Origin of the sequence: Gordonia sp. DT218 (assembly GCF_049847105.1) — a bacterium.
Classification (GTDB): Bacteria; Actinomycetota; Actinomycetes; order Mycobacteriales; family Mycobacteriaceae; genus Gordonia.
The window spans coordinates 156,885-168,989 of record NZ_JBNCNS010000003.1; the positions used below are offsets into that span (position 1 = coordinate 156,885).

Consider the following 12,105-nt stretch of genomic DNA (forward strand, 5'->3'; position numbering starts at 1 on the left):
CCACATATCTCTTCGAACATCAGCCACTCCGGTGGGGGCCGACCTCGGGTTCATCAACAACTGATCCTGCTGATGACTACTCTACGAAACCGGTCTGACAAGAATCGTTCGTGAGCCTCGTCCGCGGGCGTGCACCCCGGTGTCAGGCGATGAACTGTGGCGGGCCACCTGGTCTACCCATCTGGAACACTGTGTCATTCGACGAGGAGGACCCATGCGCACGTTGGTGGTCACGCAGAACGTCACGCTGGACGGGTCGATCGAGATGTTGGAATCCTGGTTCGATCCGAGCGACACGACCCCGGATCTGATCGAGGAGTCGCACCGTCAGGACGCCGAAGCCGATGCGTTGTTGGTCGGCAGACAGACTTTCGAGGACTTCCGCAGCTACTGGCCGCACCAGGACGACGACCAGACCGGCGTCACCGACTATCTGAACACGGTGAAAAAGTACGTGGTGACGTCGACGATGACCGATCCCGACTGGGCGAACTCGACGATCATCCCCGGCGATTCGATGGCCGAGGGCGTCGCTGCGTTGAAGGAGCAGGACGGCAAGGACATCGTCGTGACCGGCAGCATCACGCTGACCCACGCGCTGATCGGTGCAGGGTTCGTCGATGAATATCGGCTGTTCGTGTATCCCAGCGTGCAGGGGCGCGGCCGGCGGCTGTTCCCGGACGGATACGAGGTACCGACCTTGGCGCTTGTCGACGCGAAGTCGTTCGGCAACGGTGTCGCGATGCTCAGGTACGCGGCCGGGTGACCGCGGCTTTCACGGCCGCCCGCTACATCGCGCGCTGAAGAGCCCCGTCGGCCTGGAGGTCGGCAATCGACGGATAGCCGTTGATCGCCATCAGCAGGTCGGCCTCGGCCAGGATCGACCGGAGGTGATGGACCAGTCCGTCCTCGCCGCCGACGGCCAGCGCGTAGGCATAGGAGCGGCCGATGCCGACCGCGGTGGCACCGAGTGCGAGGGCGAGGACGACGTCGCTGCCGTTGCGCACCCCCGAATCGAACAAGACGGGTGTGTCACCTGCCGCGGCCACCACATCGGGGAGGTGCTGCAGTGCCGAAAGTCCACCATTGGCTTGGCGCCCACCGTGATTCGAGCAGTAGATGGCGTCGGCGCCGACGTCGATGGCGCGGCGGACGTCGTCGGGATGGCAGATCCCCTTCGGTATGACAGGCAGATCGGTGACCTCACGGATCCAGGCCAGATCGTCCCAGCTGACCGGCTGGCCGAAGTTCACGGCCCACTGCAGGACAGCCGATGGCAGGTCCTCGTCCGGACTCTTGGCGAGCTTGCCGAGGAAGTTGGGGTCGGTGAGGTAGTTGGAGATACACATGCCGCGGAGTTGCGGAAAGTTGGAGGTGTTGAGATCCCGCGGGCGCCAGCCTGGTGTCCAGGTGTCCAGGGTGACGGCGATTCCTTTGTATCCGGCCTGTTCCGCACGTTGGATGAAACTCAGTGCGAGGTCACGATCCTTGGGCATGTAGAGCTGGAAGAATCCCGGCGTCTCCTGGTGGATCGCGCCGGTCTCCTCGATCGGGTCCATGGACAGCGTGGACTGCACGGCCGGAACCCCGGTGCGCTCGGCGGCTCGCGCGACGGCGAGATCGCCATGGAAGTCCTGGGCACAGATCCCGATCACCCCGATCGGCGCCATGAAGACCGGCGACGGCAGTGTGGCCCCGAACAATTCGACTGACAGGTCGCGTTCGGTCGCCCCGACGCCCATCCGGGGCACGATGCCCCATTTCTCGAACGCGTCGACGTTCGCGCGCTGGGTCCGCTCGTTCCCGCAGCCACCTGCCACGTACGACCAGATCCAGGACGGCAGCACCTCCTGCGCCTTGCGCTCGAGCGACTCGGAGTCCACCGGGTAGCGGGGTAGCACTCCTTGCGTACCGGCCAGGTAGATCTCCAGTTGGAAAGCCCCGTAGTCCGGTGTCATGTCAGTGTCTCCCTTGTGTCGATGCGCCATCCGTGACGAATGTACGACATCGCTACCGGACGACTTGCCGGTTACAAGGTCAGGCGGCGGCTGTCACCTTTTTCCGGCGGTACAGCACAGCTGCTGCGCCCGCGGTCGCGGCGGCGAGTGCGGCCACCCCTACCCGGTCACGCTCGAGGCGATGTCCCATCTTGCTGTCCAGGGAGTAGCGGCCCGGGCCGGTCAGGGCCAGCGTTGCCGATGCGATGCCCAGGATCGCCGGGTACTCCAACCCGCCGTTCTGCGCGAAGAAGCCGTTCGGCCGGTGCACGTCGGCGGCCGCGATCATGGCTGCGGCTCCGGCCGCCGAGGCGACCCGGGTACCCGCGCCCAACGCGACCAGACCGCCGGCAGCTTCGCTGACCCCGGCGGTGACCGCGGACAGCTTGGCCGGCTTGAAGCCCATCTGATCCATGCCGGATGCGGTCGCCTCGATGCCCGGCCCGCCGAACCAGCCGGTGAGTTTCTGCGCGCCATGGGCGAACAACGTCGCTCCCACCGCGGTGCGCAGCGTCAGCAGTCCCAGATCGAGCGCCTTCGCTCGCGATGAACCATCAGTAGACATCGTGTCGTTCCTCCATGCATTGTGGCGTCCAGCTAAAGCGAACTCTAGTCCGCTTAGCTGAGAGGTCACTCAGGTGGCTTACGCGGCTCCGACGAACGGCTGCAAGGTCATCGAGCTGCGAATGATTGATCTCGCTCTGTTCTGGGTATGACTCTCAAGTCCCTTGCCATCGAAGGAGCGGAACCGTGGATACTGCAATCTGGGTCATCATCGCCATCGTCGTCGTGGCCATCCTGCTCGTGGCATTGGTGTTGTTCCTGCGACAGCGCAGACAACACCGGCGGATCGAGGCGCAGGACATTCGGCAGAACGCCACCGCGCAGGTGTCGGAGGTGCGCCACCGTGAAGCAATCGCCGAGGAGTCCGACGCGCTGGCACGCAAGGCCAAGGCCGAAGCCGACCAAAAGGCTGCTGAGGCCAAGCGTCTCAGCGAGCATGCGAACACCCATCAGGAGCGTGCCTCCGAGTCCCGGCAAGAGGTGGACAGCGAGTTCGCCCGCGCCGACAAGCTCGACCCCGACGTCGGGCGGGACGGAATCCGTCGCGAGCCGCAGCCCCACGAGCAGGATGACCGGCCGCCGCGCCACGGGCAAGGCCCCGGGGGCCAGGGTTACGATCCCCGAGCCAAGCCGTGAACAGGATGTTGCGAACAATGGGCGCGAGCTCGTCGACAGCTACCTGATGTTGCGCTACGGACGGCCTCCTGTGGTGACCGTGGCGAAACAGTGGTCGGCGTCGACGAAGGCTTCCAGGCCTGCCAGATGTACCGGGCTCGCGTGTGATGCGAGAACGCCTTGCATGATTCCCAGGTGAACGGCACAGGTGACCCCGGGGTGGTCTCTTGCGAGTTCGAGAAACGGGCAGCGATTCAACCGAATCCCACTGTCTGTTGCCTCCGGGGCGAACCCGAAATCGCCGAGAACAACCAGGAGGTCGGCGATCGGGTCGACGCCGTGCGGGGCGCATTGCTCGCCCCAGATGCGCCCGGCCTGCTCGGCACACCGTTCGGCATCCGGTACCGATGCGAGCGCCTCGGTCAGGACCTCGGCGAGGAGCTCATAGTTCCGAGGACCAGACGGATCCATCGCCGCCTTCGGACGATAAAGCAGTCTGGGTCGGCCTGGTCCTCGGTGCTGAGCGGTCTCGGAATCGACAAGGCCGTCAGCGACGAGTGAACGAAGGTGAAATCTGACGGTCGTCGGGGGTATCCCGGTCGCGTCTGCCAGTTCGGCAACAGTCATCGGTGACCTGGCCGAGCGCACGATCTCGAGAATGGCGGTCCGCACAGACGTCAACCCTCGGTCTTCTGTGCAGGCAATGTCGATACGAGGGGGCCGTCGGCTGGGACCGGGCCCAGCTTCATGGCGCCGCCGGGTGAGCCGAGTGGTCCGTTTTGTCCGGGGAGGGTCTTCTCGAAGAAGTCGACGTTGTCGGTGACATATGCCAACCACTCGTCGGGCACGTCGTCGTCGTAGAAGATCGCCTCGACAGGGCACACCGGTTCGCATGCGCCGCAATCGACACATTCATCGGGATGGATGTACAGCGACCGGCCACCCTCGTATATGCAGTCCACCGGACACTCCTCGACGCAGGCCCGATCCATCACGTCGACGCATGGCAGTGCGATCACGTAGGTCACTCCAACACCGCCGTGCGCTCGGCGGTGTTCGCCAGCTTGCGCGCAGACGCTCGTGCAGTCCTGCTGATGCGGATCCGGTAGTCGCCCTTCTCTCGGGACAGGTACTCCCAACCGTATGCACCCGGCAGGTTCGCTTCGAACTCGCCATGCAGATGACGTGGGTCGTGATCGTTGATGAGAACGAGGGCCTCGTCGACCTCCAGTGAATCGAAGATGGAGAAGATCTTCGGGTGCCGCTGCGCTTTTGGAATCTCGCGTACATCCAGGGAGATGTCCGGCATGGTGCACCTTTCAATAAAAACAAGCTCGACTTGTAATAAAGTTAGCCTGTTCGTCCGTGGGGCGCAATCGGTAGCCACCTGTCAGGAATGGACTGATCCGGTGCACGGTGACACTCGCGCGTTGAGAGGCCCATCCTGCGCCCGGGGAACAACAACCGTCCACCCGAGGGCCACCCGCGATCAACGGAGACGGCCCCGATGGGAAGCTCGCCAACGAAACGGTGGCGACTGCTCGATACCGAAAGTGCAGACAGTGGCAGAGTGCTCAACATCGCACTACTGCGGTGATACTGGAGCCGATGACGGGAATCGAACCCGCGTATTCAGCTTGGGAAGTATTTTCGGCGTTCGAACACCCTTTCACGTCGCCGCAGCTAGACGCCTTGGCAGGTAACGAGTCGTCGCAGGTCAAGTCAGATATTTGGGCCGGTTTCGGTACGGTCTTGAACGCTTCGGGTACGGCTGCGGACGGTCCCGAAACGCTCTCAGACGCGGCCCCTGCGCGGCCCCGAATGACCGGTGTGGGCTTATCCCTCGGCGGCAGCTTCGCGGTTGACGACCGTCACGATGCCCGAGTGGGTCATGTTGATCAGCCCTGGCGCGGTCGCACAGTCAAGGGCGTCCGGGCGTGCTCCGCACTGGTTGGTAACGAGCTTCTCGTCGTAACTCTGAAGCTCGTTGACCGAGTCCAGCACGCCTGCCCGAGCATCGCTTGGAGGTAGCTGCTCGGCATCAATCGCAAACGCTTTGCTCCGCACGTTCATGAGTCCTGCACATGCCATGAGTGATGGCCCGGTCTTGTTTTCGCAACTCATGCTGAGAAAGTCTGCGTGCTCGGATTGGAGGTATTCCCACGTCACGCCAGCGCTAGTGGTTGTCGTCGCGGCCTCTGTCATGGTCTGGGTGCTTGCACGGGGTGGTGTGCTCGTGTCGTCGCTGCCGCACCCTGCCAAGGCGGCGACGGCGATTGATGCGATGAGGGCGGCGACGGTTCTGCGCACGGGTGGCTCCTTGTTCGGTTTGTCTGATCTTGTTGCGGAGATAGTAGCTTGCTGAATTCACTCTGAACTGGGCATACGACGCTTCTACTCTGGACGGTTACGCACTAGACGTATGAGCTTGGCTCGCCATGCCTGCCGAGTACAAGCCGCCACTGAACCCGACGCTGGAAGCGTTCGGGGCGCGGATTCGTGCTCGCCGGAACGAACTGGGCCTCAGCCAGGAAGCCGCAGCGGAACAGATCGGCGTGCACTGGACGTACCTGGGGCAGATCGAACGCGGGCAACGGAGCGCCCGCGTGGAGAACATCGTGCGACTCGCCGCAGGTCTCGGTATCGCGCCGGGCCAACTGCTAGATGGGCTTCCGGTCGGGGACGACTAGCATCACTTAGATAGCGCGTTGTGTCCGTCCAAAGAACCTATGCCGCAACGGATAACGAGTCGGATCAGGTAGGGTAGGGGATGCGCCGCTCGTCGGAGACGATGCGGCTCCTACCCGCTCAACCAGTGTCGCGCAGGGCGCGCACAGCGGCACACGTCAGCGAATGCGACGTGTAGGCCGGAACTCCCTTGGCTGGTGGCCAGGAGTGAGAGCACAACTCTTTCATGCCACCCAAACAAGGGAGATCATCATGACCAATCAGCATCATTCGCGGCGGCTTCGCCTGGCGCCGATTTACGGCGCGGAGCCGCGCATCGGTCGCGGCATCAGCAGCCAGGGCGACGTGCTCGTCAATTCGACCGCCGACGGCATCGACCTCAACACCATCTGGGATGAGTGGGCAGGCGTTCTGGAGGTCTGGAACGCCGAGCGCACGTCCATCGCATCACTGCTCAGCTTCTACACCACGCTGCGCGGCGAGGCCGTACCGCAAACGTTGGCGCAGATGAAGTTTGAGGAAGCGTCGGAGTACGGCATCCCCAGGTCGGGGCGTGCCGATGCTGAAGTCTTGCGCCTTGGCTACACCTTCCGGGACTTCGACCTGCGGCTTGAGACGACGTGGCGCTACTTGCGAGACGCCGACTCCCGACAGCTCAACGCCAATATGAACCAGGCACTGGAGGCGGACAACCGGCTCTTGACCGGGACGGTGTTGAATCGGCTGTTCAATCCGACGCCCGACGCGAATGAAGACAGCACAACGGTTTTCGGCCTCTACACCGGTGATGACGGGATCGCGCCGCCCCCGTACATGGGGGTCGAATTCCCCGAGACCACGTCGCACTACCTCGTCAGCGGTGCCGCCACGATCGACTCCGGCGACCTCGAAGACGCGATCAAAGCGATCACGTCCAAGGGCTACGGGCCGGTGGCCGGCTCGCAGCTGGTGATCTTGTGCAACGAGTACGAGGCCGACGTCATCGCCACCTTCCGACGCGGCGAAGAGTCGCGTACTGGTGGGCCGATCGCCAAGTACGACTTTGTCCTGTCAAAGTCAGCTCCGGCATACCTGACTGAAGAGGTGATCGTCGGCCAGCAGGCACCCGAGAGCTACAAGGGGTTGCCGGTGTTCGGTTCGTACGGTGAGGCATTCGTCATCAAGTCGAATCTGATCCCGGCAGGGTACGTCGCGGTCGCCGCCACGGGTGGACCGAACTCGGAAGTCAACCCGGTCGCGATTCGCCAACACCCGAACCCTGCCTACCACGGTCTGCGAGTTATCCCCGGCGCCGACAAGTACCCGCTCCAGAATTCGTTTCTCCAGCGCTCGTTCGGCACTGGCGTACGCCGTCGCGGTGCGGCGGCGGTGATCCAGGTGAAGGAGACCGGCGACTACGAAGCGCCGACGTTCGCGATCTGATCCCAGCGACGCAAGCGCCCCGAGCCTCGGCCCGTCCTGGCTGCCACTGCTCAACCTCCCCGAGCAACCGGCCAGGGCGGGTCGAACCCTTTCACGGGGGATACGCCCCCACGAACGATCTAACGAGAGCTGAACAATGGCACGAGCACCACGACGCGCAGGCGAGTCTGAGTACTCGACGGGCCGGTCGAACGGTCGCCGCGACACTACTGGCCCCTACCGTGAGGAACCCGGCGCAAAGCGCGGCAACCCCGGGCCGACGGTGACACCGCCGCGCACACTCGATGGCCGGACGTATCGCGGCACTATCGCAAGCGACACCATGGCCGAGGCCGTCGAGTCCCAGGCCCAGTTGCTGTCGAAGCCGCCGACCACGCCGCTGCCTCGAAAGCGGACCAAATAGCTCCATCTATCGGCGCTGCCGCAGTTCCCCTGGGATGGGCGAAGAATGTACCCGCTTAGGGTACATATATTGTGCTGCAATGATATTCACGCTCTACGGATAGTCGGACTCGGAACGGATGCGGTATAGTAGAGAACGGCACCGGGCGACCGGCGTACAGCGCCTTCGGGTGAGCAACGTGTAGTCGTAGCGAACAATTGTCAGCGAATCGAAGTAACCGTGCAGTCGTGGCGAGCGTTGTAGTCGTAGCGAATTAGCGCACTCCAACTTCTTGATTCGCTGTCGCACCAGTGTGACGGCATGACCCCTAAGAGGAATCATGACCGAATTGATGCAGGACGCCGGCCAAACCGGCTCGAAAGTGGTAGGCACCGATCCAGCGCTACCGACAATGAACCGGCAAGGCGTGGTGGACTTCTGCCGCGCTATGGGCATTCCGGCGATCACTGAACGTTTTGTACGTTGGCAGACCATTGATGGCTTGCTGCCAACGTACCGTGTCGCCAACCGAAACCTTTACAGCGAGAACGACGTACGTTCGTGGCTGGAGAGTATGCGTCGCGAGGGAACGGGCGGTGACGCAGCATGAGTACCGCCGACAGGACGCCAGAGCGCCAAGCAGAGCTTGTTGAGCGGTACCATATCGGAGAGATCAAGGCCCACAGGTGGTCTGGCGACCCCGGCGTTGACCAGATTCTGGAAGTGTTTTCGACCCCGCACCACTACGCGCCGTGTGCTCTGAGTGAGTTACTGGACCCGTCGCCCCAGGGCCCCGAAACACACCCAGTTTGGTTCACGCCCTGGCATCGGCGTCCGAAGGTGGTGCAGGACAAGATCGCTGATCTGATCGCGGAGTCGCGAGCAATGGCCCATGACCCGACTGTTTACGCCACAAACTTTGATCTTGACCTGTTGCATAGCGATCTGCTTGATCGCCATCCGATGCCCGTCAGGCAGGACGATGACCCGAACTTCGGTTGGGACGGTAAGTACCGACCTCAGGAGTTGAGGGATGAGTTCATCAACCGAAGCGAAGGTACTGAGCAGCGCCGCGAGGCACTGGAGAAGCTCGAACGCTTCTACCTGGAGAACACCCTACCCGCGGCCTGTGAGAGTCCCAACCAGGTAGTCATTTACCATGACTCGCTTCCGGAGTTCGGCGACTATCGCGAGGGTGAGCGGCTTCCGGACGGCGAACCATTTGTACCGACCAAGGCCGCGTTTCCTGTGCCAATCGGGTGGACGGCATACCGGGTAGCGCGCATCGCGATCGCGCGCCACACGGATGGTTGCGTTTGGTGCGGTGCAATCGCAAAGCCGGGCGACGGTCCGATACCGAAACCGTGGGCGATCATGCTCGTCAGCACACGCGGCGCGTTGCATTGCATCACTACCTGCGACAAGTGCGTCAACGAGATCGGCCCAGGCCCCGACTACTACCGGTATGACGGCGCGGATGCCCTGCGCGGGTACCCCGCTGAGCGATACCGATAGCTCCCCATCTCCGTAAACGTCGACTGGTGTCCACAGAGGCCAGTTCGTAGCTCTGTGGACACCAGTGACGTTGATCCGGGAGCGGCATCCCGTTGGTGAAATCCCCTGCACAACAGAAAGATTCCTACCGATGATTCTACCTGACGCTACGCCCGACGCCTCGGGCAGCGACGCAACCCCAACCGCAGCAACGAAATCGAACTCGGTCAAGCGCGACCGTGCCGAGCGCCGCGCCGGTCGTGCCGAACGTGCACGTAAGGCCGCGACGCGCGCCGCCGAGGTCGCCGAGACCGAGCTGAACGGCGCGACAGGCAGCTCGACTACGCCCGAGGATTCAGGCGCGCCCGCGTGCGACCCCCGGTACCCACGTCTCTCACCGGACGAGTTCGTTGAGCACGCAAAGCGATTGCTGGACACGGGGTGGCATCCACTGCCGCTCGGTGACGGAGAGGATGACAAGAAGGGCAAAGCGCTATTGGTGTCGGGCGTTACTGGGCATGACGGTGTCGACGTCACGAGCGCAGCGACACTACGCAAGTGGGCCGAAAAGTATGCAACCCGACCAGGTGGATTGAACCTGGGTACCCGGATGCCACTCGGCGTCCTTGGGATTGATGTGGATTGCTACGACGCCAAGCCTGGTGCTGAGACGGTCAGTAAGGCCGAGGCAGTGTGGGGGCCGCTGCCTGCGACCTGGTCCCTGACTGCTAGGACTGACGGGAGTCGGAAGCTGTTCTACCGAGTGCCCGACGGGTGGACAGGACCGGGAATCCTTGAGGGTGGTGGTGTTGAACTTCTCCAGCGTCATCACCGTTACGCCGTAACTCCGCCGTCAATCCACCACTCGGGCAACATAGTCCGCGCTTTTGACCCTGAGGGCAGGGAGTGTGGAGACTTGCCGTCTCCGAGTGAGCTTCCTGAGCTTCCGGTGTCGTGGCTGGAAGGTCTCCGTCGCGACGTGGAGGCGTTAGCGAAGGCCACTGTGGCCGAAGGCCACCAGTTGTGGGATCGCTTCAAGGAAGGTGCGATGACGCACGAGGTGGTCGAGCAGGTCAATAAGGCTCTGGATGCTATCGGCGATGGTGCCAGCAGATACGACACCTGCCGTGATGCGATCTATGCGCTCGTTGCGCTCGGTGCTGAGCGTCAATCGGGCGTAGCCCCTGCGCTCAGACACATTGGGCACGAGTACGCTGCGGCACTTGGCCCGGTGCGCGGGGCTACGACTGCGCGTGACGAGTTCGACCGCATGGTGCAAGGCGCGTTGCGGAAAGTGGCAGCAAATCATCCAGCGGCGTCGATGACAGAGGACGACTGGGCGATGGCTGATGCCGCGTTCGCCAACGGCGGACGATGGAACCCTGAAACGCCTGGTACCCGCGCATATAAGTTGGCTGCGAAGTCTCGCCGCGTTGCTCTGCCGAGTCAACCGGATGGCCGCCAGTACACGCAATCGCTCGCGGGCATCACACCCAGGAAAGTCGATTGGTTGTGGTGGCCCTGGATACCGCGAGGCAAGCTGACAATCTTCGAGGGGGAGCCTGACGTGGGAAAGTCCACGATGACCCTGAAGCTGGCAGCGATGGTGAGCAACGGCGGCCCCTGGCCGCGTGTCGTTGTCGGGGACGACGAAAGCCGAAACGAGAAAGGGCTGACCGGACCGGCGTCCGTAGTCCTGGTGGGTGTGGAAGATGACCTCGCCGACACTGTCGTTCCACGACTGAACGCGGCGGGAGCCAACCTTGCTCGCGTATCCACCATGGCGAGGCCGCGGGATGAGAACGGACGGCCAGTACCATTTCTCATACCGGACGACGTAGACAGGCTGCGCCATGCCATCGAGGAAGCCGATGCGAAGCTCGTGGTCATCGACCCGATTAGCGCGTTCATGTCGGATGCCGTGAAGCCCGGTAGTGATACTGCGAACCGCAAGGCGTTGATGACGTTGGCGGATGTCGCAGAGCAGACCGACGCGGCGATTGTCCTGGTTCGGCATCTCAACAAGGGGACCGGGATGAGTGCGAAGCATCGTGGCGGTGGGTCAATCGCCTATACGGCCTTGGCGCGTTCGGTGCTGCTGGCAGCGAAGCTGGACCCAGGTGACGATCGCGAAAGCACCGATGCGACACATGCGCTGGCATCGACGAAGGGAAACCTCGCTCGCGCACCGAGGACGATGGGATATCAGCTCAGTTCGAGCCCGACCGATCCTGACTCTCCAATCGTCCGTTGGGCCGGTCTGCTGGATGAGAGCGCGGACCAACTCGTCGGCGCAGATGGCGCAAAGCCAGACTCGCGCAGCGCAGCTCCGGTTCGTGACGAAGCCGAGGCGATGATTCGCGAGCTGTTGGCCGAAGGGCCTTTGGACGCGGCTGACGTGCGGAAGGTCGTGGCGAGGGAGGTGGGCTGCGGCGAAAAAACGGTGAGCCGCGCCGCAGACCGAGCTGGAGTCATCAAGACACCGGTTCGAGACGGAACGAAGATCACCCATTGGCGTTGGTCATTGTCAGGACGGGTTGCGCCCGGAACCGACCGAGACAGTGCCGAGACCGACCGAGAGCGGACCGGCGAGGACTAGGGGACTCGGTGCGCCCCTCTCTCGTACCTAGTCCTCTAGGTCTTCTAGTCCCCTAGGTCCCCTAGCTTCCGACGGAACTCCAGAACCGTTGCCTTGCAACTATTCCAGAACCATCGTCACACCGGCTAGTGGTGGCTAGACCCAGGGGACCTAGAAGTCCTAGAAGTATCTATAAGACCTAGAGGACTAGGGGGGGAGTATCGCGCGGCGGGGCATCTGCGCCGATCCGCGCTGGGAGAAGGCAACCTCTCCTTTTAGTCAGAAGGGTTTCCGTCTGGTCGTCGATAACCTCCCGACCGCACGCCTCGGCAGACCGCGTCCATCGGGCCCACGTCCAGCGCCAT

At 63.0% G+C, this 12,105-nt stretch carries 13 protein-coding genes and 1 pseudogene; 7 read left to right on the forward strand and 7 right to left on the reverse strand.

The features are described from left to right. Positions 1-214 precede the first annotated feature (214 nt). The gene (locus tag ACPXCG_RS12195) at positions 215-766 is read left to right on the forward strand and encodes a dihydrofolate reductase family protein (protein ID WP_425792241.1); all 552 of its coding nucleotides are present in this window, start codon (positions 215-217) and stop codon (positions 764-766) included. A 22-nt stretch (positions 767-788) separates the two neighbouring features. On the opposite strand, the gene ACPXCG_RS12200 is transcribed toward ACPXCG_RS12195, so the two are convergent. After that, entirely contained in the window at positions 789-1,958 is a 1,170-nt protein-coding gene (locus tag ACPXCG_RS12200; RefSeq protein ID WP_425792242.1) for an alpha-hydroxy-acid oxidizing protein, read from the reverse strand. Positions 1,959-2,037: 79 nt separating this feature from the next. Next, positions 2,038-2,562: a DoxX family protein gene (locus ACPXCG_RS12205; protein WP_425792243.1), complete on the reverse strand. Its 525-nt coding sequence runs from the start codon at positions 2,560-2,562 to the stop codon at positions 2,038-2,040. Between the two features lie 185 nt (positions 2,563-2,747). Between ACPXCG_RS12205 and ACPXCG_RS12210 the strand changes: the two genes are divergently transcribed. Then, positions 2,748-3,197 (forward strand): hypothetical protein, encoded by a 450-nt coding sequence (locus ACPXCG_RS12210; RefSeq protein ID WP_425792244.1) that lies wholly within the window; start codon positions 2,748-2,750, stop codon positions 3,195-3,197. Positions 3,198-3,251: 54 nt separating this feature from the next. Here ACPXCG_RS12210 and ACPXCG_RS12215 read toward each other — a convergent pair whose 3' ends face one another. The 5 genes and pseudogenes from ACPXCG_RS12215 to ACPXCG_RS12235 all read right to left on the reverse strand — a co-directional run bounded on the left by ACPXCG_RS12215 (position 3,252) and on the right by ACPXCG_RS12235 (position 5,486). Further along, positions 3,252-3,647 (reverse strand): hypothetical protein, encoded by a 396-nt coding sequence (locus ACPXCG_RS12215; protein ID WP_425792853.1) that lies wholly within the window; start codon positions 3,645-3,647, stop codon positions 3,252-3,254. Positions 3,648-3,719: 72 nt separating this feature from the next. Next, positions 3,720-3,848: pseudogene (locus tag ACPXCG_RS12220) on the reverse strand (helix-turn-helix domain-containing protein); the annotation flags it as partial. A 5-nt stretch (positions 3,849-3,853) separates the two neighbouring features. Beyond that, positions 3,854-4,204, reverse strand: a complete 351-nt coding sequence (gene fdxA, locus ACPXCG_RS12225; RefSeq protein ID WP_425792245.1) for a ferredoxin — start codon at positions 4,202-4,204, stop codon at positions 3,854-3,856. Continuing rightward, positions 4,201-4,485 (reverse strand): DUF2249 domain-containing protein, encoded by a 285-nt coding sequence (locus ACPXCG_RS12230; RefSeq protein ID WP_425792246.1) that lies wholly within the window; start codon positions 4,483-4,485, stop codon positions 4,201-4,203. The genes fdxA and ACPXCG_RS12230 overlap by 4 nt, the downstream gene beginning before the upstream one ends. Positions 4,486-5,012: 527 nt before the next feature. Next, positions 5,013-5,486, reverse strand: a complete 474-nt coding sequence (locus ACPXCG_RS12235; protein WP_425792247.1) for a hypothetical protein — start codon at positions 5,484-5,486, stop codon at positions 5,013-5,015. Positions 5,487-5,614: 128 nt separating this feature from the next. Between ACPXCG_RS12235 and ACPXCG_RS12240 the strand changes: the two genes are divergently transcribed. The 5 genes from ACPXCG_RS12240 (at position 5,615) to ACPXCG_RS12260 (ending at position 11,761) form a co-directional block, all read left to right on the forward strand. Beyond that, positions 5,615-5,866, forward strand: coding sequence for a helix-turn-helix domain-containing protein (locus ACPXCG_RS12240; protein WP_425792248.1), 252 nt, complete (start codon positions 5,615-5,617; stop codon positions 5,864-5,866). Positions 5,867-6,116: 250 nt separating this feature from the next. Continuing rightward, positions 6,117-7,286: a hypothetical protein gene (locus tag ACPXCG_RS12245; RefSeq protein WP_425792249.1), complete on the forward strand. Its 1,170-nt coding sequence runs from the start codon at positions 6,117-6,119 to the stop codon at positions 7,284-7,286. A gap of 722 nt (positions 7,287-8,008) precedes the next feature. Continuing rightward, on the forward strand, positions 8,009-8,278 hold the full coding sequence (locus ACPXCG_RS12250; RefSeq protein WP_425792250.1) for a hypothetical protein: 270 nt from the start codon (positions 8,009-8,011) through the stop codon (positions 8,276-8,278). Beyond that, on the forward strand, positions 8,275-9,183 hold the full coding sequence (locus tag ACPXCG_RS12255) for a hypothetical protein (RefSeq protein ID WP_425792251.1): 909 nt from the start codon (positions 8,275-8,277) through the stop codon (positions 9,181-9,183). Before ACPXCG_RS12250 ends, ACPXCG_RS12255 begins: the two co-directional genes overlap by 4 nt. Positions 9,184-9,313: 130 nt before the next feature. Next, a complete protein-coding gene (locus ACPXCG_RS12260; RefSeq protein ID WP_425792252.1) occupies positions 9,314-11,761 on the forward strand; it encodes an AAA family ATPase in 2,448 nt (815 codons plus the stop codon). Positions 11,762-12,105: the final 344 nt, after the last annotated feature.